Here is a 23,528-nt window from a genome sequence, read left to right on the forward strand (position 1 = left end):
AGAAAAGTAGAAGAAGGTAAAAATAAAATGAGTGTACTAAATGCTGTAAGAAACAAAATTATACACATCATTTTTGCTTTGATTAAAAATCAAACTTTTTATCAAAACCGCTTGAATTTGTCATAGAAATCGAATTGACGAATTTTGGATCAAAAAAGTGAAAATGTGTAACAGATCAATTTAATTTAGTTTCTTCTCCTTGGGGAGAAGGCTAGGATGAGGGGATCAAGACAAAAAACCCTCACCTTAATCCTCTCCCAAAGGGAGAGGAGACTTAGAAATAATAATTTTACTTCAAACAAAACCCCATAATATGATTAAAAAAATCGCATTACTTGCACTGGCAGGAACATTAATGACCTCGTGCGTGTCTTCTAAAGTACATAAAGAATTAGAAGGTAAATATGCTAGTCTTAAACGTAAATATCGGAAGACAAACGATAAATTTACCGCTTTAAAAAGAGCGAACGATGCCGATAAAAAAGCATTAGCACAATTAGAAGACGAATATCAAAAACTCAAAGCCGAAAGAGATAACCTGGAAGGAAAATACAATGCCGCCCAGGCAAACTACAACAACATCAAAGATTCTTATGATGCCCTTGAGCGAAATAGTTCTGCGGCAATTGCTGCCAATAGCAAAAAAAACAGAGAGTTATTAAGCAAACTCGAAGACAAAGAAAGAGCACTGGCCGAAGAACGCACACGTTTAGATAACCTGCAAAGAGATCTTGAGGCGCGATCACGACGCATTAATGAGTTAGAAAGTCTTATTGCTGCCAAAGATGCCAAAATGCAAGGGCTAAAAAATGCTATATCTAAAGCTTTGCGTAATTTTGAAGGCAAAGGTCTTACGGTAGAAGAGCGTAATGGAAAAGTGTATATCTCTATGGAAAACAAACTCTTATTTGAGTCTGGGAGCTGGGCTGTTGGTGCACAAGGGCAAAAAGCAGTAAGACAACTCGGTAAAGTATTGGGTGGCAATCCTGATATTGCCGTATTGATTGAAGGCCACACCGATGATGACCCTTTTACCGGCAATGCACAGTTATCGGGCAATTGGGATCTATCGACCAAAAGAGCCACTGCGATTGTAAACATCTTGCTACAGAATAAGCAAATCGATCCACAAAATCTAACGGCCGCCGGTCGAGGAGAGTTTGCTCCTGTAGCCAGTAACGAAACCAACGAAGGCAAAAGTAAAAACCGACGTATCGAGGTGATCTTAACTCCAAAACTAGATGAGATCACGAAGTTATTGAATGATATCTAAACAAAAAAAGCGACTCATTTGAGTCGCTTTTTTTATGTATTCTGTGTGTTTATTGTTAATTGAATAAACTATCTAGAATATTTTGTACGTCAGCATCTTGATTTTCTGCTAATGTGGTTTTAAGTTCTAAAAGCTTAGCTTGAAAAGTTTCAATAACACGTTCAGAATTCATTTTATCTAATAGAATGTCTTTACCATTAGTAGTTAATAAATGATATTCGAAATGATTTAAATGTTTAGGTTTTGATTTGTCTAATTTTTTTTGAACAGAAACAGCTCCTTTACTTGTAATAATGGAAATCACGTTTCCCGCAGCAGTTACTTTGTCTGTTTGCTCACCTAAATCGGTAGCTAAAGAATATACTCTGTCAAAAATCTCTTTTTGTTTACTCCAATCTTCTTGAGCTTGTGAAGTTACACTTGCGCCTAGCACGAATAGAAGTAGAAATAATTTTTTCATAATGTTTGGGTGTTAAAAAATGTATTAAAAGTTTATAGGTTAATTACACCGGCTATCTAACGCAAAAAACATATTTTTTATTGTTAAAACAACCTTAAAAAGCGCCTCAAAATAGGCATTTTATTCGATAAAAACCAAAAAGTGTGCCAAGAATTTAGTAAACAAAAATAAAATCCTTAATTATGCATATATTGAAAAGGCATACTGTTTTTTATATTTTATATAAAAACATAAAAATAAGAAAAACAGATAACAAAAAAGCGTTGCCAGACGTTTATAATACCCCAATTAATCTAAAACTACAGAACCCATGAAAAGGTTATTGATTTTTATACTAGTACTAGCATCCATGTTTAAAGGAGTGAGCCAGGAAAGCGAAGAAGAGTATCAGGAAGACGAAGGATATCAGAACGAAGAGGAAGTACAAAGTGAAGAAGAGGGACAAGAAGACGAAAATGAAGATGACAACTACTTTGATATCTATAACTATTTTAGTTTCACCAATGATGAGTATGCTAATGCCATGGATAAGGTGAGTGATATGAATCCAGAAGATCAAAATGTCCTAAATAAACTGGTATTAGAAGTTCAAAAAGATAAAGTATTAAAAGATCGCTTGTTTGGAGAGTTGATCGCAAAACCCAAAAAAAAGCATCCGTACAAGGGCAAAGACAGCCCCGGGTTTATGTGTGTCTTACGTGGTCTTATAGAAAACAAAACAGTATATGACGGGATTGTTAACAACGGAGGGGCCGAGGATCAGGCCAGAAATGTTGCAGCACTCGCCGAAAGAACCGTTCGTAGAAAATGCGGTATCGCCAAAAAAGTGAATGGAGAGGAAGAATAGCACAGACTGTTTCCATATTCTGGTAAACTGCCTTAGGGTGAGCTCTTTTAAGCTACCATTAAATTAATTAGTTATAGAGCGTTCCTTCTCCTTGAGGGAGAAGGTTAGGATGAGGGTGCTTTTCACAACAAAAACCCTCACCTTAATCCTCTCCCAGAGGGAGAGGAAACTTAAATTAGAATAAAACAAGAATTTACACGCGCAATTTCAAATTAATAAACCATTCTCAATTATTATTTTATCTTTACCACACCTAAATCTATAAAAATTAAGCTATTATGTTTGTTATCTTCGGAACAAGAGGACTAAAACACACCGTGAGTGATAGTCCCGTGTTAACCAATTCATGCCCAAATTGTAATAATGGAAACCTTGTAAATAAGTTATATCGCCGGTGGTTTACCTTATTTTTTATCCCGGTAATTCCTTTAGATACAGTAGATCGTTTTTATGAATGCGATAGTTGCAAAAGTGCGTATAACGAAAACATCAAAACCATTTTGCAAAAATCGCAGGACGAGATCAATGAAAACCAAAAGCAGGCAAAACTGATTTTTGCCAAAGCATTGGTGGCTTCGATGACGCATATGTCGATTATCGATGGGGATTTTGCGGCAGAAGAAGAACGTGAGATTATGGATGCTATCGAAGGGTTTCCCGAAATGAAAGAAGATCTTATGGCTGTGCATCACCATGTAAAAGAGCATGCTAATAAAGATAACCAGGTGTTTAATTATTTAAATGATGCCAGAAATGCATTATCCTCTGAAGCATTGATTAATATTTTGGCACAAGCAGCCGTAGTATTACTTGCTGATGGCGCTATTGAAAAGGAAGAAGAAAACCTGATGAAAGAATACCTAATCGCCTGCGGATTACCTAAAGAAATGTATCAAAACCTGATCGATCGATTAACACAAAAAGACATCTCTGAGCTCAAAGAAGGGCAGTTGAATTAATGTTCGGTTTTAAATACCCGTCAATTCGAGTACTTCGACCTAAGGGAGGAGTGTATCGAGAATAGGGTATTGAACATAAATTGGAAACGAAATATCAAACTACTCTTTTTACGAAAACGATTAAAAAACAGCCAATAATCATTGGCTGTTTTTTGGTTACAACAGTAACATTTTTGGTTTCTTTGCTATACACCTTAAAGGAAAATTGCTAAAAAAAGGACTCTTAATAGTACAAAACCTATGGACACCAAAAAAACCTTATCCCTGCTAACTCTTATTTTTATTGGATTTTTTATCAATTCGCTACATGCCCAGGTGGCAACTGATACCTTATTGGCTTCTCAGTATTTTAAGAAAGGAGATTCGTTTTTAGAAGAAAGAAAGCTGGACAGTTCTTTGGTGTATTTTAAAAAAGCGTTGCCTATTTATGAGAAGGCTAAAGCTTGGGAAAAAGTGGCTAGTTGCAATAATAAGATTAGTGAAAACCATAGGAGAAATAATGAATATGAAAAATCCTTATCTGCAGCTCAAAATGCACTAAAGATTAGTAAAAATCATTTAAGCAAAAATAATCTTGAAGAAGCCAATGCTTACAACAATATAGGAGGAATATATTATTCCAAATACAAATTCAACGATGCCTTAGAGTTTTATGAAAAAGCATTAAGAATTAGAGAGAATCACTTAGGACTGAATCATTTTCAAACTGGCAATTCCTATTTTAATATTGGACTTGCAAACTACAGAAAAGAAAAATTTGAGTTAGCAATATCTTATTTAGAAAAAGGACTATCTATTAAAACAAATTTTTATGGAAAAAATCATAGGGAGATTGCTGAAAGTAATTATGCAATAGGTCTTCTATATCAAAGAAAGGGAGAGTATGATAAAGTACTACCTTATCTCAGAGAAAGCTTATCAATATTAGAAAACATTTATAAAAACGAGCATCCAAGTATTAGTAGAACTTTAAACCTAATAGGTATAATTTACAAAAATAAAGGAGATTATGATAAAGCTTTAATCTATTACACAATGGCCTTAAACATTGTAAATAAGTTATCTATACAAAAGAATTCTAGATATACTACAAGTTTGCTAAATAATATTGGGGTAGCTTACAAATACAAGGGAGAGTACAATAAAGCTTTAGAGTATCAAAAAAAATCACTTCATACCAATAGTCAATTTAATGGAAAGTATCACCAATATACTGCCAGTAATTATAATAATATAGGAAACATTTATAGATTAAAAAAAGATGTTAATAATGCCTTAGTAAATTATCTAAATGCATTAGAGATAAGAAAAAAAATATTTGCAGAGAATAATTCTAATGTTGCAGAAACCTATAATGATATTGGATCATTATATAATGAACAAAAAAATATAAAAAGGCCATAGAATACTATAAAAAAGCCTTAAAAATTAGGACTTATGTTTTTGGAGAAAAACATGTTGATGTAGCTAGCACGTATCTTAATTTAGGTAAAATACATTTTCAGAAAAAAGATTATAATATCACATTAAAAAACTATCAAAAAGCATTATCAATACAAGAAAATTTATTTGATGAAAATCATCCTAAAGTAGCGAAATCTTACAACTACATTGCAGAAACATATCTAATCCAAAAAGACTATCAAAAAGCACTGACCCAATATGAAAAAGCTCTTGAGGCCAATATCTTTCCTAGCACAAAAGATCAATATTTTGATAAAAAGATATTGCTTACTACCCTTCAAGGCCAAGCCAAAACTTATAAAAAATTATATCAGCAAAATAAAAGTATAGCCAATCTAAATAAAGCAATTACTACTTACCAAAAAGCAGATACCATAATTAACACCATCCGGCAAAGCTTTACCAACTATCAAGACAAAGTTACCTTTGCTAAACAAGCCAAAGAAGTCTATCAAGGAGCCATAGAATCCCAATTATTACTCTATGCTGCAAAAAAAGATCAACAGGCGCTTAAAAAAGCGTTTTATTATGCTGAAAGAAGTAAAGCCAATACCTTAAAAGAACTCTTAAATGATGCCAACGCCAAAAACTTTACAGGTTTACCTACCGATCTTGTGGGCTTAGAAAAAGACCTTAGAATCGATAAAGCCTTTTATCAATCTAAAATAACAGAGGAACATTCACAACCCTTCGACAAGCTCAGGGCAGGTATAGATACCACAAAAATCACCCGATACGAAAACAAACTCTTTGAGATTAATCGTAGACAGGATTCATTAACCGAGGTCTTAGAAAAAAACTATCCTAAATACTATCAGTTAAAGCACAAAAATGATGTAGTTTCGGTTGGTGAGCTCCAGCAACAACTTAATGAGCGTACTACAATGGTTGAGTTTTTTACCTCTGATAGTACCACCTATGCTTTTGCGATCTCTAAAAACAAGATTGCTGTAGAAGAATTAGCAACGGCCGATCTAACTAAAAAAATAGAAACTTTTAGAGCCGTTATCACCTCAAAACATGTAGGCGATTTTAAAACATCGGCGCATCAATTGTATCAAGAGCTTATCGCTCCCATAGCCCACCACTTTGTGGGAGATGAGTTAATTATCATCCCCGATGGTCCGCTTTGGCATCTTAATTTTGAGTTACTACTTACTCAACAAGAAGAGACGAATAATCCTGTAGATTTTTCATATTTGTTACATAACTATGCCATTAGTTATGCCAACGCTGCAAATATCTTGTTTTCTGGTAGTCAAGACACGCCAACATCTAAAAAACAAGAAGAATGTTTGGCCTTTTCGTTTACAGATAGTACTAATATAGTAGATGCTACATCGATGAGTTTAGCTACCCTTAGAGATGCAGGTGATGATCTACCAGGAACACGTAAAGAAATCAAAGCCATTGCCGAGATTATCGATGGTCAATATTATTTTGGATCAGAGGCCATAGAAGCTAACTTTAAGAAAAATGCCAATCAATACAACATCCTTCACCTGGCACTACATGGTGAGGTAGATAACGAACGACCAGAGAATTCTAAACTCTATTTTACAAAAACTAAAGATACTATAGAAGATAACTTGCTCTATGGCCATGAACTCTTTGCTTTGGATATTCCTGCAGAGCTTACGGTATTGAGCGCCTGTAATACAGGATCTGGTAAAATCGCCAAAGGAGAAGGGATAATGAGTTTAGGTACTGCCTTTCAATATGCAGGGACCAAAAGTTTACTCTTAACCAGTTGGGAGGTATCTGATCAAACCACTCCAGCGTTGATGAAATACTTTTATACCAACCTAAAACAAGGGATGAGTAAATCCAAAGCCTTGCAACAAGCCAAATTAGACTATCTAAAAACCGCAGATATCAATAGAACTCATCCTTTTTACTGGGGTGGATTTTATCTGGTTGGAGATACCGCTCCGATACCCTTTAGTGATCATACCTGGTGGTATTGGGTGATAGGGGTAGGTGCTTTGGCAATTTTATTCTTTTCTTTGTTTTGGTATAGAAGGAGGGTAAAGTCATAATTTGCCTTCGACTGGCCAGTGCTGAGCTAAGTGGAAGTACTTAGACTGACGACATTGTAACTATTATCGACAATTATGAAAACGTCTGTCACCCTGAGCCTGTCGAAGGGTAAAAACCTAATATAAAGATCAATAATGAAATACTATTATACCTATATTGTTGAATGCAGTGATGGATCTTTTTATACCGGAATGACTAATGATTTAGAACGAAGGATAGATGAACATAATAATGGCAATAAAATAGATAGTTACACTTATGATAGACGACCTGTAGTTTTAAAGTGGTTTGAAGTATTTACTAATCCTAGTGAAGCCATCAGGATAGAGAAACAGATAAAAGGATGGAGTAGAAGAAAGAAAATAGCTTTAATTGAAGAAAACTGGGATAAATTAATAGAATATTCTAAAAACTATACTCAGTTTAATAATAAAATTTAGGAATAAAATATGTCTTCGACAAGCTCAGACTGACACAGATGTTCTTAATAGATTAGACAATTGTTCTAAGTACTAAATACTAACAACTCAACATAATTCCCTACTTTTGCAATGTACAGATGTACATGTTCTTTGTAAAACCATACTCCATAGTTTTTGAATTTATGTTTAATTAAAAACTATGATTATGAAATGAGCCTTGGAAAAGGGTTTGTTTATGATGTAAGTTTTTGGCGAATTCGATCTGACCCCTAGAGCAGTATATAAAACAGATCAATTGGAAAATTCAAAAACTATTGAATGGAGAGACAATTGTCTCCAAAGAACCAGGTAATTCTATGTTGCCTATTCTGAAATCTAAACAGCCTGTAATTCTTGAACCCATACACTGGGAAGATTGTAAAACAGGAGATATTGTTTTTTGTAAAGTAAGAGGAAACTGTTTTACACATTTAGTCAAAGGCAAAAATGTGAAACGAGGATTACTAATCGGTAATAATCGAGGCCATCTAAACGGATGGACCAAAAATGTATATGGCAAAGTGATAGAGATATTACCCATGTCATAGAAGTAGCGCTAAGAGCGCTTTTTTTGTTTATAAATATCATATTTATTGATCTGAGTTTGATACAACATTTATGTTCAATATAAAAATTACGTCAGTTTGAGTGTTTTTGTGGTAGCAAAAATGTATCGACCCTTCGACAAGCTCAGGGTGACGAGTAATTTTTCACCAAAAATGTTTCTTATTTATTAAAGATGCCAACCCGAAACCGAGGAAAAGAAGCTAGCGACGATCGCCTGTTTGGAGATCCACAAATGAAGCAAAATATGAAAGAAGCGGCAAAAGACATGTGTTATTTGTTGTCTCGTGGTTTTGCCGAAAAATCTTCAGTACAATTGGTGGGTAATCGGTATAGGCTTAACGCCCGACAGCAAAAAGCACTGCAGGGTATGAGTGCCAGTGAACAACAAATTACATCACGAAAAAAACGAACCGTCTTACCAAAACAATTAAAGGGTAGACATGTAGCCATAGACGGATTTAATTTGCTCATCATTCTGGAAAGTGCCTTGTCAGGAGCGTATATCTTTAAAGGCCTCGATGGATACTATCGGGATATCTCTGGGGTGCATGGGACCTATAAAAGGGTTCAAAAAACCGAAGAAGTACTTGTAATGGTAGGAAATGTTCTTAATACTTTAGAAGTCGCATCTGTACACTGGTATTTTGATACCCCAGTATCTAATAGTGGTAGACTTAAAACAATACTTCGAGAAATAGCAGAACAGCATCATTTTCTGTGGACTATAGATTTGGTGAATAACCCCGATAAAGCCCTGGCAGAATCTAATGATATTGTAATAAGTTCTGATGCCTGGGTATTAGATAGGGCTCAAAAAAACGTTAACCTAGTCGCACACCTTTTAGATGGTCATATCAAAGATGCCAATGTCATTTATCCAGAATAATACTTCAAAATAACATTTCCCTAACTCAACATAGCCGTTTACTCATTCTGCCTTCTGTAAAACATAATCCTGCTTTACATTTGGGATATACCTATCAAAATTAAATTGTTGGATGTTGGAGGAATTAATTTTTTAGGTTGGTTAGTTGTGAAGGGCAGATGCGACAAGGGGGTAAGTCGTATCTGTTTTAATTAAAAAAAGAGCTTGTCATAACGATAAGCTCTTTTTCAGGTTAAAATTTGGGCAGTCAGTCATTACCCTTCTTTATTTGGATCAAACCATATCATACCCCCTACCTGATATAGTATATATAGTTTGAATACCTAAAGAAGTATGTAGAAATAATTATTCCAAAAGTTCGTAGTATAGTTTAATTGTTTGTAAAAACATGATTTACAAGTGATTATAAGATATATTTTATTTGAGGGTTTTTCAAGAATTGTAGAGGTAATACGATCCTAATGTGGATATATTTCACATCATTTTTCTTTGGATAGATTTATTATGATAATTTTTACAATAGTTTAAGTGAAGAGTTTCTACTTTTGGAAGCATTAATCGACTAAATAACTAGAGTTCTATACTATGAAATACACTACATTACCCAATACCAATATTAGAGTTAGTAAAATATGTCTGGGAAGTATGACCTGGGGTGAGCAAAACACTGAAGCAGAAGGGCATCAACAGATAGATTATGCAATTGATCAAGGGGTAAATTTTATAGATACCGCAGAGTTATATTCTGTTCCTTCGAAAAAGGAAACCCAAGGAAGTACAGAAAAAATTATAGGAACCTGGCTTCAAAAAACAGGAAAGAGAAATGATGTAGTTATTGCATCCAAGATTGTTGGGCCGGCGCCATTTACAGAACACATAAGAAGTGGTAAGTTTATCAAGACTGAAATTGAAGATGCGATACACAAAAGTTTGCAAAGATTACAAACAGATTATATTGATTTATATCAATTGCATTGGCCAGAACGACAAACTAATTATTTTGGTAAACTAGGATATACCCATGATAAAGATGATGCTTGGACCGATAATTTTGCCGAAGTACTACATCATCTGGAAGGGTTTATTAAGGCGGGCAAAATAAGACAAATAGGAGTATCTAATGAAACGGCTTATGGTGTGATGCGTTATGTTGAAGAAGCCCGAAAAGGAGCGTCAAAAATGATAACGATCCAGAATCCATACAATTTATTAAACCGAAAAGATGAAATAGGATTAACAGAGGTGCTACATCGTGAAAATATTGGGCATTTACCATATTCTCCTCTTGGTTTTGGAATGCTAACCGGTAAATATTTAGAAGAAATCCCTAAAAACTCTAGAGTAGATTTATTTCCAAATTATAATCGTTATATGAATGAGAACAGTTTTAAAGCGACTAGGGCGTATAACGAAATTGCTAAAAAACATGGGATTAGTCTTACTCAAATGGCGTTAGCATTTGTTACTGATCGTCCATTTGTAACTAGTAATATTATTGGAGCTACATCTTTAGAACAGTTAAAAGAGAATATAGATAGCATTAATCTTACACTTTCTGATGAAGTTTTAAAAGAAATCCAGGCCGTTCATGACAATATTCCTAATCCGGCGCCTTAAATTAATATGAATTATGAGATAATTTTGGGTATAATCAAAAGCCGTCAAATTGAGTGGTTTTTCATAGTGAAACGAAGAAAAATTGTATCGAAATTAGGCTTTTACATGAATTTACTTGTCTTCGATAGCCCTGCTGAGCTTGTCGAAGTACATTTTTCTATCGAAAATTACTCTGACTGACGTAAATTTTCTTATTACTCACATAATTTATCCAAACAAATACTCAACTACGTCTTCAATTTTAGCAACTAATTGAACTTTGATTTGAGTATTTCGCAATGATATTTTATTGTATTTAGAAATAAAGATTGTAGAGAAACCAAGTTTCTCTGCTTCTTGTATGCGTTGGTCTACTTTGGTAACCGGGCGTATTTCTCCGGCAAGGCCAACTTCAGCTGCAAAACAATAATCTTTTGGGATTGGGAGGTCTTCACTAGAGGATAAAATTGCTGTAACTACTGCAAGATCAATAGCAGGATCGTCAACCGATATTCCTCCGGTAATGTTGAGAAACACATCTTTTGCTCCTAGCCTAAAACCTGCACGTTTTTCTAAAACGGCAAGAATCATATTAAGTCGTTTTAGGTTATACCCTGTTGCACTACGTTGAGGTGTTCCATACACCGCAGTACTTACCAATGCCTGGATTTCAATCATTAAGGGTCGCATACCTTCTAGTGTAGAAGCTATGGCTGTACCACTTAATTCTTCATCTTTTTTAGAAATCAGGATTTCACTGGGATTATTCACTTCACGTAAACCGCTGCCTTGCATTTCGTAGATACCTAGTTCTGAGGTAGACCCAAATCTATTTTTTAAAGCCCGCAGGATTCGATATACATGATTGCGATCACCTTCAAATTGCAATACCGTATCCACCATATGCTCCAGGATTTTGGGTCCGGCAATATTACCATCTTTTGTTATATGTCCAATTAATATGACTGGCGTCGCCGTTTCTTTGGCAAATTTGATCAGTTCTGTTGTGCATTCTCTGATTTGAGAAATGCTTCCGGCACTACTTTCGATATAATCACTATGTAATGTCTGAATAGAATCAATGATCACGATATCAGGTTCGGTCGCTTCAATTTGTCTAAAAATATTCTGAGTCTTCGTTTCAGTTAGGATAAGGCAATTATCAGTTTTAGATTGTATGCGTTCTGCCCGCATTTTGATTTGTTTCTGACTTTCTTCGCCAGAAACATATAAAGTTTTATAAGGTAGTTGAAGACTAATCTGAAGTAAAAGTGTACTTTTTCCTATGCCAGGTTCTCCTCCTAATAATGTTAAAGATCCTGGTACTAAACCACCACCTAGTACACGATTGAGTTCGGCATCATCTGTATTATACCGGGCTTCCTGGCTAGTATCAATTTCTGAAATTCGTAAAGGTTTAGCTACTTTACTAGCTTTTGAAGTAGAAGAAGCATTTTTCCAGTCGGCGGTAGAAGGTTTCTGAACCACTTCTTCAGCAATAGTATTCCATTCCTTACACGATGTGCATTGTCCTTGCCATTTGGCATATTGAGCTCCGCAATTCTGACAGAAAAAAACAGTTTTGGTTTTAGCCATAACAAAATAATGAGGTGTAAAAATACTATTATTTAGATGTAAAACTAAAAGAGTGTGTATAAAAAAAAGACCCTTAAAAAGGATCTTTTATATTCTTTGTTTTGAGAAGGTTTTAGTAACCAAAATCTTCTTTAATTTTGTTTACTTTGTCCAGCATATAATCTTTTGTAAGGAAGGCAACTTCAGAAAGCTGAAAACCGTTTTCATACGCTCTCATTGCCTTTTTAGGTTCTCCGGTTTGCTCATAGAACATTGCCAGGTAGTAATGACCAAGCATAGTATCAGGATGTTCTTTTAAGGCTAATTTACCTAATGGTTCTAATTCGTTCCATCTTTCATTTTCGTCTCTTGCCTTTTTTTCGATAGCCGTAGATACCGCAATAAAGTCATTTACACGTATTTTACGTTTAAAACCATATAATTTCTCGGTAGTTCTATACATATCTACCAGGTGATCATAGACAGAAGTTTCTAATGGAAGTAATACTTCTTTATAGGTTTTTTTGCTTATTGGACGATACATTTCAAAAATAGCTTCTAAAGCTCTGGGGATTCCTCTTCCTACCAGTGTATAATGCGAGGATTCTTCAAAATTGTCAAAGAAATAATGCACTTCTGGATTTTCGATAGCTTGCAATTTTTCATCTAATGAAACAAGATCTTTTTTGATATTCTCGGCATCATTGGTTGCGGTAGCAAGATAATACCAAATGTCATTCGATGAACTCAATACATTTTCGATACGTTCTCCCATAGGAGGTCCAAATTCTGGGCTTAGACATATATATCCTTGAAATATAGGATTGTCTTTAAACAAGAAATAGTTAATAAAGTTAGCTGTGTAATCATGACCAACAATAATTTTTAATTGAGCGGTACGATAGGTTTTGTTGATATACGGAACAAGTTCCTGGCCTATAAATTCGAAAAACTCTGCGCCTTTTTGAGAAGGAAGAAACTCTGCCACATCATATCTGCAGTCGTCCTCTCTGGTTTTGCGTTGATTAACTCCAACTACAATAGATTCGGGCATATCTTCCCAATACGAAAAGTAGTCTACATTTCCGGTAACGGGTTCAAATAAGTAATCTCCATCAAGGACAACAATTAACGGATACGTCTTATCAACATTTTTCTTATAATTTCGAGGAAGTTGTATCTTTAATTCTCTGTTCTGATCTAATTTTATGGATCTAAAGGATTCGTATATGGCTTGAGAATATCCTGTGGTACAGAATATGAATCCTATTATAAAAATTCCAATTTTTTTCATAAGTACATGATTATGGTTAAGCACCGGACAATATATAAATTATTTCTCTCTGTTTAAAATAGGAAGAAATAAAAACGATAACGCACCAATAATTATATTTATTGCGGTTTGAGATCCCCATAAGATCCACCCAAAGGCTTCACCAGCAGATTTGTCTACATTAAAAAGTAATAATATTGCTGCCGTAGCGATCGGGAAAGCTCCAATTCCTCCATTAGTTGTAGACATAGCAATAGAACCTGCTACAAAAGTTGCAAGCATAGGTCCAAGAGATAAATGTGCAGTTTCTGGCACGGTGAATTTTATCACATAGAACATGGCTACATACAAAATCCATATTAAGAACGTATGAAAAATAAATGCCTTTCTTTGTTTTATCTTTGAAATACTTTTGATTCCTTCTAAAATTCCATTTCCGAAATTACGGATTTTGGTGAGGATTGGATGTTTTGAATTTTTTAGCACTCTTAAAAAAAGAACTCCCAAAATTATTAAACCAAGCAGAGCAACAAGAGTAATCACTGGACTTGCTATTTTTTCTTGTAAATATGAGAGTAGAAGTTCTGACTGAAACAATAGGGTAATGGCAATAATTAATAAAAGCATTAAAGAATCAATAACCCTTTCAGAGATAATAGTGCCAAAAGCTTTTTTAAATGGAATTTTTTCGTAGGTAGAAATTGTACCGCCTCTAATAATTTCTCCAGATCTTGGGATTCCCATATTGCATAAATATCCTGCCATAACAGCCATGTAGCTATTAGATAATTTGATCGAATGACCAAGAGGTTGCAACAAAAAATTCCATCGATAAGCTCTAGAAAGGTGGGAAGCAATACCCATCAAAACTGATATAAGCACCCATATTGGATTGGCTTGAGAAATATATTGAAGTGTTTTTTGTCGTTCTTCGTGCGTGGCAGAAGCAATAGAATACCAAATTAAAAAAACTCCCAGGGCAAGTGGGAGTATGATTTTAAAAAACTTTATCAGTTTATCCTTCACTTTTACTTAAGTAAATTATTTTCCTCGTTAGGGAAAAGAAGTTTCGGTTTGAATTTTTTAGCATCTTCGATATCCATCATAGCATAGGTGATTAATATAAGTACATCTCCTTTTGCTACTTTTCGTGCAGCAGCACCATTTAATGTGATTTCACCACTATTTCTGGGCCCAGGTATGGCATAGGTTTCTAGTCGCTCGCCATTATTATTATTAACGATCTGCACTTTTTCGCCTTCAATAATATTGGCGGCATCCATTAGATCTTGATCGATGGTTATACTACCAATATAATTTAAATCGGCACCAGTAACCTTAACGCGATGAATTTTTGATTTTACTACGTGTACAAACATGTTACAAAGTTAGTTATTTTTAGTTTAGGGCAATGTTATCTATAAGTCTAATTTTTCCGGCAAATACAGCAATAAATGCTCGGTATTTAGTGTCTTTTCGTTTTCTTTTTATGGATTTCAAATCTGATACCTTGGCAATTTCAAAATATTCCAATTCCAATTCAGTATTATTTTTGAATTGATCTGATACCCATTCATTTAGCTTACTAACACTTTTTGTGCCAAAATCTTTTTTTACCTGCTTAAGTGTTTTGTAAATTAATGGCGAAGCTTCGAGTTGGCTGTTGTTTAGCCTTTTATTTCTGGAACTTAATGCTAAACCACTTTCTTTTCGATATATCGGACAGCCAACCACCTGTACTGACATTTTTTCAATTTCGACTAATTTTTTAACGATTTGTAATTGTTGAAAATCTTTTTCTCCAAAATATGCTTTTGTTGGAGATGTTATGGTAAACAAATGTTTTAGTACAGTTCCAACGCCATCAAAATGTCCTGGTCTGAATTTACCCTCCATTTCATTTTCGAGCCCTTTAAAGTTGTACTTTGTAGATTCTGGTCGTTCGCCATAAATTTCTTTGGCTGTTGGAGCAAAAACAATAATTTCTTTGGATAATCCAGACAAAAGATCAACATCAGAAGCCAAAGTTCTTGGATAATTTACTAAATCTTCTGAAGTATTGAATTGAGTTGGATTTACAAAAATACTTACAATAACAGCTTCGTTTTCTTTTAAAGCTTGTTCTACTAATGCAAGATGACCTTTGTGTAAAGCCCCCATAGTCGGGACAAAACCAATACTTTTGTTTTGTTTTTTTAGAGTTGCAACATTAGCTGTTATGTCTCGTCTTTTTTCGTGTACTTGCATTGAGATGAAACTTAAAGGCGTGCAAAAATAAGATATTACTGGCAGACTGCATAAATTTTCGTAATTTTGCAAAATTAATTCCAAAAGGAGGACGATAAAAGTATCGATTATATGAAAGATAAGAGGATATTGTACGTATCATCAGAAGTAATACCTTACCTGCCAGAGACTGAAATCTCATCAATGTCGTTTGAAGCACCGAGAATGGTAAACAATAAAGGAGGACAAATTAGAATTTTTATGCCTAGGTATGGCAATATCAATGAAAGAAGACACCAATTGCATGAGGTGATTCGTCTTTCTGGTATGAATTTAGTAATTAATGATTTAGACATGCCCCTGATCATTAAAGTAGCTTCTATACCTAAAGAGCGTATGCAGGTGTACTTTATTGATAATGAAGATTATTTTAAAAGAAAGGCAACACTGACCGATGAAGAAGGAAATTTATTTCCTGATAATGATGAGAGAGCTATCTTTTTTGCAAAAGGTGTAATAGAAACCGTTAAAAAACTGAATTGGTCTCCAGATGTAATTCATGTTCATGGATGGTTAGCTTCTCTTTTGCCATTGTATTTAAAACACTATTATGCAAATGAACCTCTTTTTGGTCATAGCAAGATTGTTACTTCGGTATATGGTAATGGTTATGAAGGGATACTGGATAAAAATATGATGGAAAAAGTAAAGTTTGATGGTATTGGAGAAGAGAAAATCAATGATCTGGCAGACCCAACATATGCTAACCTTATGAAGGTAGCTATAAATAATTCTGATGCTATTATTGTTGGATCTGAAGAAATTCCTGAAGAACTTACAAAACACCTAGAGAGTATTGACCAACCCGTTTTAGAATATAAAAAGCCAGATGAATTTGCAGATGCTTATGAAGCCTTCTATGAGACAGAAGTTTTGGTTTAGGCAGAAGTAATTATTATGCGAATTCCATTTTCATACTAGTTAATGCTGAAGTATGATCTTAGAAAACAATAGACAAAAATTGATGAAATTGATAAACGTAGTACCCAAAATACTAGCTATAGTAGCTATTATTTTTACAATTGTATCCTGTGATGATGATTTTAATTCTGTTGGTAGCGAAATTATAGGGGATGTTAATTTTGAGGATAAGCTATATATTGCAAAACCCATTGCTTTCAATAAAAAATTCGAAAAAGTACAAACAAATAGTCTGATTAGGTCAATTCAGGGAACTCAAATTGACTTTCATGCTAATTTATTAGGAGTGTATAATGATCCAGTGTATGGGCCTTCTACTTATAGTGTATTGTCACAAGTACAACCCATACAGTTTCCTATAGCATTTGAAGATAATGCCGTTTTGGATAGTGTAGTTATAAGTTTACCATATTTTAGTAATCTAATAAGTACACAAACCAATGATGCTGGTCAGGTTACCGGAAATACGTATACATTGGATTCAATTTATGGAAATCAGGCCATTAGATTATCAATATACCAATCGGATTATTTTTTAAGAAATTTTGACCCGGAGTCTGATAATAGTCAGGTGTATTACTCTGACGATCTCCAGGGATTTGGTTCAGCAATTGAAAAACCAGAAAATCTGTTGCAAACTATCGATAGTTATATACCATCTAATGCTGAAATAGTTTTGGATGTTAAAGATGAAAACAACAATGGAGCTGTAATAGATTCTACAAGGGTAAGTCCTAGGCTAAGAGTTAAGCTTTCTGATGATGTTAGAGATAAGTTCAAAACACAATTTTTAGATAAATCAGGTAGCACAGAATTAAGTAATTTAAATAACTTTCAGAATTATTTTAGAGGTATTTATTTTAAAGCAGAGGCACTAACAGGTGGTGCCGGAAGCTTGACATATTTTAATATGCGAGAAGGGGATGTTATTTTGCATTACACCTTTGATAAGGTAGATACTCAGGATGAGGATGAGGATGGAAATGTTACTGAAATCATTAGAGAAAAAGGAACTTTGGAGTTGGGGTTTGCAAGTACTATTGTAAATTCGATAACGACAGATCTAAACCCCACTATCGCGGATGAATTGAGAATAGAAAATCAGGATACGATTAATGGTGAAGCGAATCTTTATTTAAAAGGCGGAGATGGTTCAATTGCTGTACTTGATTTATTTAATCGCTATGTGGAAACCGATGCCAGTGGAAATTTTGTTTTAGATGAAAACGACAACCCAATATTTATCGAAACTCCTTCAGAAATTACAGATAATGATAAAACAGAATTGGATTTTCTTAGAACTCAAGACTGGTTAGTTAATGAGGCTAGTTTTAAAGTATATATCAATCAAGGTAGTGTAACATCAGGTGATGCAGAACCAGAAAGAATTTATATCTTTAACTTAGAAACAGGACAACCTCTTATAGATTATAGCTCTGATGGTACACTTAGTAATGATGATCCTGTAAATTCGGTTACTAATCATTTAGAGAGAATTAGTAGAGGTTCTGACGAAAGAGGAGAATTTTATAAAATACGATTAACACAATACGTTATTAATCTTTTAAATGATGAAGATTCAGATAATGTAAAACTAGGGTTATCGGTTTCTCAAAATGTTAATAGTATTTTAAGTGCATTTGGGAATACTGACCCATCAAAAGCAGATGAGCTAATCCCCACCTCATCAATAATATCTCATGAAGGAACTATTCTATATGGAAATACAGAAAATGTTCCTGAGGCAAAACAATTGAAACTGGATATTTTTTATACCACTTCAAAAAGTAACTAACAATAACACTTAAAACTTAAAATTATGTGCGGGATAGTAGGGTACATAGGTCACAGAGAAGCTTATCCAATTGTATTAAAAGGATTAAAAAGACTAGAGTATAGGGGATATGACTCGGCAGGGATCGCTCTTTATGATGGAAATGACATAAAACTGTCAAAAACTAAAGGTAAAGTAGCGGATCTTGAAGAAAGATTAACAAAAGAAATAAGCACCGAAGGAACAATCGGGATAGGGCATACAAGATGGGCAACTCATGGTGTGCCAAATGATGTGAATTCGCATCCGCATTATTCTAATTCTGGAAACTTGGTTATCATTCATAATGGAATTATAGAAAATTATGAATCCCTTCGTAAAGAATTATTAAAACGAGGGTATAATTTTACATCAGAAACCGATACAGAAGTATTAGTAAATCTAATAGAAGATGTAAAAACCAAAGAGAACGTTAAGCTTGGAAAAGCGGTACAGATAGCTTTAAATCAAACTATAGGTGCATATGCAATCGCTGTCTTTGACAAACAAAAGCCAGATGAGATAGTAGTCGCAAGGTTAGGTAGCCCTTTGGCTATTGGAGTTGGCGACGATGAGTTTTTTATAGCCTCAGATGCTTCCCCTTTTATAGAATATACCAATAATGCGATCTATCTTGAAGATGGTGAAATGGCAATTGTTAGAAGAGGTAAAGAAGTTAAGGTTCGAAAAATTCAAGATGATAGTTCTGTAGAACCTTATTTACAAGAGTTGCAAATCAACCTTGAGCAAATAGAAAAAGGAGGCTACGATCACTTTATGCTAAAAGAAATTTATGAACAGCCTAATGCAATAAGTGACACGTATAGAGGAAGAATGAGGGTTGCAGAAGGGATCATAAAAATGGCAGGAATTGATGATAATCTTGCAAAGCTTCTTAATGCAAAGCGTATCTTAATTATAGCATGTGGTACATCGTGGCATGCTGGGCTAGTAGCAGAATATATATTTGAAGAATTAGTTCGCATACCTGTTGAGGTTGAGTATGCTTCAGAATTTAGATACAGAAACCCTGTAATACACCAAGATGATGTTGTAATCGCGATATCACAAAGTGGAGAAACTGCAGATACTATGGCAGCCATTAAGCTTGCTAAAGAACGTGGAGCTTTTGTATTTGGAGTTTGTAATGTAGTAGGATCGTCTATTTCAAGAGAAACACATGCTGGAGCTTATACCCATGCAGGGCCAGAGATTGGAGTTGCATCGACTAAAGCATTCACTACTCAGATTACAGTATTGTCATTGATAGCATTAAAGCTAGCTGAGCGTAAAGGAACAATTTCTAACAGTGATTTTCATTATTATTTACAAGAATTAGAAAGAATTCCTGAAAAGGTTAAGCAGGCATTAGAGTCTAATGAGCATATTAAGTTTATAGCAGACACCTATAAAAATGCAAAAAACTTCTTATATCTAGGTAGAGGTTATAATTTCCCTGTTGCCTTAGAAGGGGCTTTAAAACTAAAAGAAATATCATATATCCATGCAGAAGGATATCCGGCTGCAGAGATGAAGCATGGTCCAATTGCACTAATTGATGAGCATATGCCAGTGGTTGTAATAGCTACTAAAAAAGGACATTATGAAAAAGTGGTAAGCAATATTCAAGAAATCAAATCCAGAAAAGGAAAGATTATTGGAATAGTAACTGAAGGAGATGTTACTGTAAAAGAGCTTGCAGATCATGTGATTGAAATTCCGGAAACTGAAGAGTTTCTAACACCGCTGCTTACTACAATACCATTACAATTGTTATCATACCACATTGCAGTAATGCTAGATAAAAATGTGGATCAACCAAGAAATTTAGCTAAATCAGTAACTGTAGAATAACTGATCTAGGAATTTAGTATAGCAAATCTAAAAAGACCGCCTTATTATGGGTGGTCTTTTTTTATTGAGAAACTGATATTTTTTGGTTCATAGATATTGTGTTTACTAAAAAAAGACAGATAATCCAGTGGCTAAAACACATTTCATATTGGGGTTTCTTTAGGTGCTACGGTTTTCACACGATATTTATACGTAATGTCAATTAATTTGTTAAATCTAATTTTTTTTGCTTAGTTTTATATGTAAACATTTGTAAATCAGTTTTTTCTATTCAATTAACACAGCAAGTTTGGAGGTTTCTTTATGAAATTTTGCAAGATTATTAGTCGTTGAAAAACAATTTTTTACGATAAAATGCGCTTTTTCTTTGTTTTTAATGAAAAAGGTTTAATTTTGCATCCCAAATGTTAAATTTTTATTATGCTTGCATAAGGAAATACTAACTTAAATTAAAATAATCTACTTATGAAAACAATTACACTAGTTTTAATGCTTTTTGTTGGCGCTATCGGTGTTTCACAAAATGTAATAAACGGTAGGGTTATAGATGGTTTCGATGAACCAATACCTGGCGTTAGTGTTACAGTGAAAGGTACCGAAACTTCAACTATTACCGATTTTGACGGTAATTTTTCTTTATCAACAGATAAAGATTTTCCATTTACATTAGAAGCATCAAGTATTGGTTTTGACCCTACAACAGTTGTGGTTACATCTGATACTCAAGAAGCTTTAATAGTTTTAGAAGATATTACATTTTTAGATGAGCTAGTAATCTCAGCGTCAAGAGCGCCAGAAAGATTATTTGAGTCTCCTGTAAGTATTGAACGTTTTGGTATTAAGCAAATCAAGAATACTACAGCAGCAGATTTTTATGGAGGTTTAGAAAACATAAAAGGTGTAGATATTAATACAAACAGTTTAGTGCTTAAATCTGTTAACACCAGAGGTTTTGCAACATTTGCAAATACACGTTTTGTACAGCTGGTTGATGGTATGGAAAATACAGCTCCTATATTAAATTTCGTTTTAGGAAACTTAGTAGGTATGAGTGAGCTTGATGTTAATAATATAGAATTATTGCCTGGTGCATCTTCGGCATTATATGGTGCGAATGCATTTAACGGTATACTTTTTATGAATAGTAAAAACCCTTTTGATCATCAAGGTATCAGTGCCTATGCAAAAGGAGGTATTACTTCTCAAGAAGCAGCTGGTGATAATGAGTTTTATGATGTTGGAATTAGAATGGCACATGCTTTTTCAGATAAGTTTGCTGGTAAAGTGAATTTCACGTTTTTAAATGGTACAGATTGGTTAGCTGCAGACTTGCAAGACTTAAACAACCCAGGTGCTACAAGATTAGATCCTGGATACGATGGATTAAATGTATATGGAGATGTTGTTGCTCAAACCCTAGATAGAGTAGGACAGCAATTAGTGGCTATTGGGGCTTTAGACCCAACTTCAGCAAGTTTTTTACCAAACACACTTGTAAGTAGAACGGGATATACCGAAGCAGATCTTAGTGATAATAAGGCCGAGAGTTTAAAATTTGACGCATCACTACACTATCGTCCGTTTGCAAATGATTTTGAGATTATATACAACGGTAAATTTGGTAGAGGTACTACAGTTACGCAGGATGCAAACAGAACTTCGTTACGTAATTTCTTTTTACAACAGCATAAATTAGAGATAAAAAATGATAATTTCTTTGTAAGAGGATATATTACAGATGCAGATGCAGGGGATTCTTATGATATCCGATTTACTGGTATTAACCTTAACAGAGTTTGGAAGAGTGATAACCAATGGTTTGGTGAATATGCAGGAGCATATCTTCAGGCATTAGCTGCAACTGGATCAGAAGAACAAGCACATCTAGCGGCTAGAGGAGTTGCAGATACAGGACGTTTAATCCCAGGAACTCCTGAGTTTCAGCAAGCCTTTGATCAAGTAACATCAAATCCAGATTTAACGGAAGGATCTAGGTTTCAGGATGAATCTAATTTTAGACATGCAGATGCAAACTATAATTTTAGTCATGTAACCGGAGATTTTGCTGACATCCAGGTTGGAGGATCTTTTAGAGAATACAAGCTAAACTCATTTGGTACGGTATTTACAGATGCTGATGGACCAATTAAGTATTCAGAATATGGTGTGTATACACAGATTCAAAAGAAATTATTAAATGAAGAACGATTAAAACTTACAGGATCTGTACGTTATGATAAATCTCAATTGTTTGATGGTAATTTTTCACCAAGGATATCTGTAAGTTATACTTTTGGTCCTAATAAAACACGTAACCTTCGTGCTTCATATCAAACAGGATTTAGAAACCCAACTACACAGGATTTATATATAGGTTTAGATATTGGTGCAAATGCCTTATTAGGTTCTGCTCCTGATAACTTAGATAGATACGTTATTGCCGATCCTTCAGGAAATATAATAACAGGTAGAGATGCATATGAAAACTCATATTCTCTAAGTTCAGTACAGGCAGGTAATCCAACTGCTGCTAATATCGATATTGTAAAACCTGAAAGAATTACGGCTTATGAGGTAGGATATAGAGCACAGTTTGGGTCAGTAATCTTAGATGGTAGTGTATATTATAACCAGTATGAAGATTTTATTGCTAACGAGAATGTTGTTGTTCCTGGAGTTGGTAGAGTTAATGGTACGCCTGCAGAACAACAAGCTGCGTTACTTGCAATTTCAGATATTCAAACTAGAAAAATATTTACTGCTTCGACAAACTCTGATGTTGATATCAATTCTTATGGTTTTATCGCTGGAGTTACGACTCAAGTAAACGGTTTTGATTTAGGTGTAAACTATACATTTGCAGAACAGGATTTTGATCAAAGTGACGATCCGAACTTTAGAAGTGCTTTTAACACACCAAAACACAAAGCAAAAGCATCTATTGGTAAAGTAGATTTATTCCAAAACTTTGGTTTTAATGTTGATGGTATCTGGAGTGATGACTATTTCTGGGATGCTGATTTTGGTAGCGGAGAAATCCCTTCTTATACTGTAATCAATGCTCAGATCAACTACAGAATTCCTTCTCTAAAGGCTAAATTAAAAGTTGGAGCAAATAACCTATTAGGAGAAGAATACTTTACTGCAATTGGTTCAGGATTCATAGGTTCACAATATTATATAGGATTGACTTTAAACAATCTATAAGAAACTACGTTAATCTTTTAACACATGTTTTTAAACCTGTCTGTAA

The 23,528-nt window shown here is 34.3% G+C and carries 19 protein-coding genes and 1 pseudogene; 14 read left to right on the forward strand and 6 right to left on the reverse strand.

All coding sequences use genetic code 11. From position 1 onward, the window contains the following. Window positions 1–313 precede the first annotated feature (313 nt). Window positions 314–1,273 carry an OmpA/MotB family protein gene (locus JJQ60_RS00005; RefSeq protein WP_201915861.1) on the forward strand — a complete coding sequence of 320 codons (960 nt, stop codon included), beginning with the start codon at window positions 314–316 and terminating at the stop codon, window positions 1,271–1,273. A 55-nt stretch (window positions 1,274–1,328) separates the two neighbouring features. Here JJQ60_RS00005 and JJQ60_RS00010 read toward each other — a convergent pair whose 3' ends face one another. Then, a complete protein-coding gene (locus JJQ60_RS00010) occupies window positions 1,329–1,733 on the reverse strand; it encodes a hypothetical protein (RefSeq protein ID WP_201915863.1) in 405 nt (134 codons plus the stop codon). A gap of 310 nt (window positions 1,734–2,043) precedes the next feature. Between JJQ60_RS00010 and JJQ60_RS00015 the strand changes: the two genes are divergently transcribed. From JJQ60_RS00015 to JJQ60_RS00055, 9 genes and pseudogenes are all read left to right on the forward strand, one after another. Beyond that, entirely contained in the window at window positions 2,044–2,580 is a 537-nt protein-coding gene (locus JJQ60_RS00015; RefSeq protein ID WP_201915865.1) for a hypothetical protein, read from the forward strand. A 278-nt stretch (window positions 2,581–2,858) separates the two neighbouring features. Further along, the gene (locus tag JJQ60_RS00020; RefSeq protein WP_201915867.1) at window positions 2,859–3,539 is read left to right on the forward strand and encodes a TerB family tellurite resistance protein; all 681 of its coding nucleotides are present in this window, start codon (window positions 2,859–2,861) and stop codon (window positions 3,537–3,539) included. Between the two features lie 240 nt (window positions 3,540–3,779). Next, window positions 3,780–4,943 carry a tetratricopeptide repeat protein gene (locus JJQ60_RS00025; protein WP_201915868.1) on the forward strand — a complete coding sequence of 388 codons (1,164 nt, stop codon included), beginning with the start codon at window positions 3,780–3,782 and terminating at the stop codon, window positions 4,941–4,943. A 23-nt stretch (window positions 4,944–4,966) separates the two neighbouring features. Next, a pseudogene (locus tag JJQ60_RS22355) lies at window positions 4,967–5,209 on the forward strand (tetratricopeptide repeat protein); the annotation flags it as partial. A 57-nt stretch (window positions 5,210–5,266) separates the two neighbouring features. Then, window positions 5,267–7,042, forward strand: coding sequence for a CHAT domain-containing protein (locus tag JJQ60_RS00035; protein ID WP_201915869.1), 1,776 nt, complete (start codon window positions 5,267–5,269; stop codon window positions 7,040–7,042). 135 nt (window positions 7,043–7,177) lie between these two features. Next, on the forward strand, window positions 7,178–7,483 hold the full coding sequence (locus tag JJQ60_RS00040) for a GIY-YIG nuclease family protein (protein WP_201915870.1): 306 nt from the start codon (window positions 7,178–7,180) through the stop codon (window positions 7,481–7,483). 296 nt (window positions 7,484–7,779) lie between these two features. Further along, window positions 7,780–8,052 (forward strand): hypothetical protein, encoded by a 273-nt coding sequence (locus JJQ60_RS00045; protein ID WP_236668997.1) that lies wholly within the window; start codon window positions 7,780–7,782, stop codon window positions 8,050–8,052. 191 nt (window positions 8,053–8,243) lie between these two features. Next, complete coding sequence (locus JJQ60_RS00050) at window positions 8,244–8,957, forward strand: DUF434 domain-containing protein (protein ID WP_201915871.1); 714 nt, start codon at window positions 8,244–8,246, stop codon at window positions 8,955–8,957. Window positions 8,958–9,542: 585 nt separating this feature from the next. Beyond that, the gene (locus JJQ60_RS00055; protein WP_201915872.1) at window positions 9,543–10,574 is read left to right on the forward strand and encodes an aldo/keto reductase; all 1,032 of its coding nucleotides are present in this window, start codon (window positions 9,543–9,545) and stop codon (window positions 10,572–10,574) included. 207 nt (window positions 10,575–10,781) lie between these two features. Here the strand turns inward: JJQ60_RS00055 and radA are convergent, their stop codons facing one another. The 5 genes from radA to panC form a co-directional block, all read right to left on the reverse strand. Then, on the reverse strand, window positions 10,782–12,149 hold the full coding sequence (gene radA, locus JJQ60_RS00060) for a DNA repair protein RadA (protein ID WP_201915873.1): 1,368 nt from the start codon (window positions 12,147–12,149) through the stop codon (window positions 10,782–10,784). Window positions 12,150–12,261: 112 nt separating this feature from the next. Beyond that, window positions 12,262–13,422: an alpha/beta hydrolase gene (locus tag JJQ60_RS00065; protein WP_201915875.1), complete on the reverse strand. Its 1,161-nt coding sequence runs from the start codon at window positions 13,420–13,422 to the stop codon at window positions 12,262–12,264. A 39-nt stretch (window positions 13,423–13,461) separates the two neighbouring features. Continuing rightward, window positions 13,462–14,427: a lysylphosphatidylglycerol synthase transmembrane domain-containing protein gene (locus JJQ60_RS00070; RefSeq protein ID WP_201915877.1), complete on the reverse strand. Its 966-nt coding sequence runs from the start codon at window positions 14,425–14,427 to the stop codon at window positions 13,462–13,464. A 2-nt stretch (window positions 14,428–14,429) separates the two neighbouring features. Then, window positions 14,430–14,780 (reverse strand): aspartate 1-decarboxylase, encoded by a 351-nt coding sequence (gene panD, locus JJQ60_RS00075; protein WP_201915879.1) that lies wholly within the window; start codon window positions 14,778–14,780, stop codon window positions 14,430–14,432. A 19-nt stretch (window positions 14,781–14,799) separates the two neighbouring features. Beyond that, window positions 14,800–15,648: a pantoate--beta-alanine ligase gene (gene panC / locus JJQ60_RS00080; RefSeq protein ID WP_201915881.1), complete on the reverse strand. Its 849-nt coding sequence runs from the start codon at window positions 15,646–15,648 to the stop codon at window positions 14,800–14,802. Window positions 15,649–15,759: 111 nt separating this feature from the next. Between panC and JJQ60_RS00085 the strand changes: the two genes are divergently transcribed. From JJQ60_RS00085 to JJQ60_RS00100, 4 genes are all read left to right on the forward strand, one after another. Then, the gene (locus JJQ60_RS00085; RefSeq protein ID WP_201915882.1) at window positions 15,760–16,569 is read left to right on the forward strand and encodes a glycogen/starch synthase; all 810 of its coding nucleotides are present in this window, start codon (window positions 15,760–15,762) and stop codon (window positions 16,567–16,569) included. A gap of 82 nt (window positions 16,570–16,651) precedes the next feature. Further along, entirely contained in the window at window positions 16,652–18,403 is a 1,752-nt protein-coding gene (locus tag JJQ60_RS00090) for a DUF4270 domain-containing protein (protein WP_201915884.1), read from the forward strand. Between the two features lie 24 nt (window positions 18,404–18,427). Next, window positions 18,428–20,275 (forward strand): glutamine--fructose-6-phosphate transaminase (isomerizing), encoded by a 1,848-nt coding sequence (glmS, locus tag JJQ60_RS00095; RefSeq protein WP_201915885.1) that lies wholly within the window; start codon window positions 18,428–18,430, stop codon window positions 20,273–20,275. Window positions 20,276–20,740: 465 nt separating this feature from the next. Next, window positions 20,741–23,482, forward strand: a complete 2,742-nt coding sequence (locus JJQ60_RS00100; protein WP_201915886.1) for a TonB-dependent receptor — start codon at window positions 20,741–20,743, stop codon at window positions 23,480–23,482. Window positions 23,483–23,528 lie beyond the last annotated feature (46 nt).

The sequence above is a fragment of the Aquimarina mytili genome (assembly GCF_016735115.1).
Classification (GTDB): Bacteria; Bacteroidota; Bacteroidia; order Flavobacteriales; family Flavobacteriaceae; genus Aquimarina; species Aquimarina mytili.

Coding starts and splice junctions, on each gene's coding strand:
- JJQ60_RS00005 (WP_201915861.1), top strand. CDS start 314: ATGATTAAAAAAATCGCATTACTTGCACTGGCAGGAACATTAATGACC.
- JJQ60_RS00010 (WP_201915863.1), bottom strand. CDS start 1,733: ATGAAAAAATTATTTCTACTTCTATTCGTGCTAGGCGCAAGTGTAACT.
- JJQ60_RS00015 (WP_201915865.1), top strand. CDS start 2,044: ATGAAAAGGTTATTGATTTTTATACTAGTACTAGCATCCATGTTTAAA.
- JJQ60_RS00020 (WP_201915867.1), top strand. CDS start 2,859: ATGTTTGTTATCTTCGGAACAAGAGGACTAAAACACACCGTGAGTGAT.
- JJQ60_RS00025 (WP_201915868.1), top strand. CDS start 3,780: ATGGACACCAAAAAAACCTTATCCCTGCTAACTCTTATTTTTATTGGA.
- JJQ60_RS00040 (WP_201915870.1), top strand. CDS start 7,178: ATGAAATACTATTATACCTATATTGTTGAATGCAGTGATGGATCTTTT.
- JJQ60_RS00050 (WP_201915871.1), top strand. CDS start 8,244: ATGCCAACCCGAAACCGAGGAAAAGAAGCTAGCGACGATCGCCTGTTT.
- JJQ60_RS00055 (WP_201915872.1), top strand. CDS start 9,543: ATGAAATACACTACATTACCCAATACCAATATTAGAGTTAGTAAAATA.
- radA (WP_201915873.1), bottom strand. CDS start 12,149: ATGGCTAAAACCAAAACTGTTTTTTTCTGTCAGAATTGCGGAGCTCAA.
- JJQ60_RS00065 (WP_201915875.1), bottom strand. CDS start 13,422: ATGAAAAAAATTGGAATTTTTATAATAGGATTCATATTCTGTACCACA.
- panD (WP_201915879.1), bottom strand. CDS start 14,780: ATGTTTGTACACGTAGTAAAATCAAAAATTCATCGCGTTAAGGTTACT.
- panC (WP_201915881.1), bottom strand. CDS start 15,648: ATGCAAGTACACGAAAAAAGACGAGACATAACAGCTAATGTTGCAACT.
- JJQ60_RS00085 (WP_201915882.1), top strand. CDS start 15,760: ATGAAAGATAAGAGGATATTGTACGTATCATCAGAAGTAATACCTTAC.
- JJQ60_RS00090 (WP_201915884.1), top strand. CDS start 16,652: ATGAAATTGATAAACGTAGTACCCAAAATACTAGCTATAGTAGCTATT.
- glmS (WP_201915885.1), top strand. CDS start 18,428: ATGTGCGGGATAGTAGGGTACATAGGTCACAGAGAAGCTTATCCAATT.
- JJQ60_RS00100 (WP_201915886.1), top strand. CDS start 20,741: ATGAAAACAATTACACTAGTTTTAATGCTTTTTGTTGGCGCTATCGGT.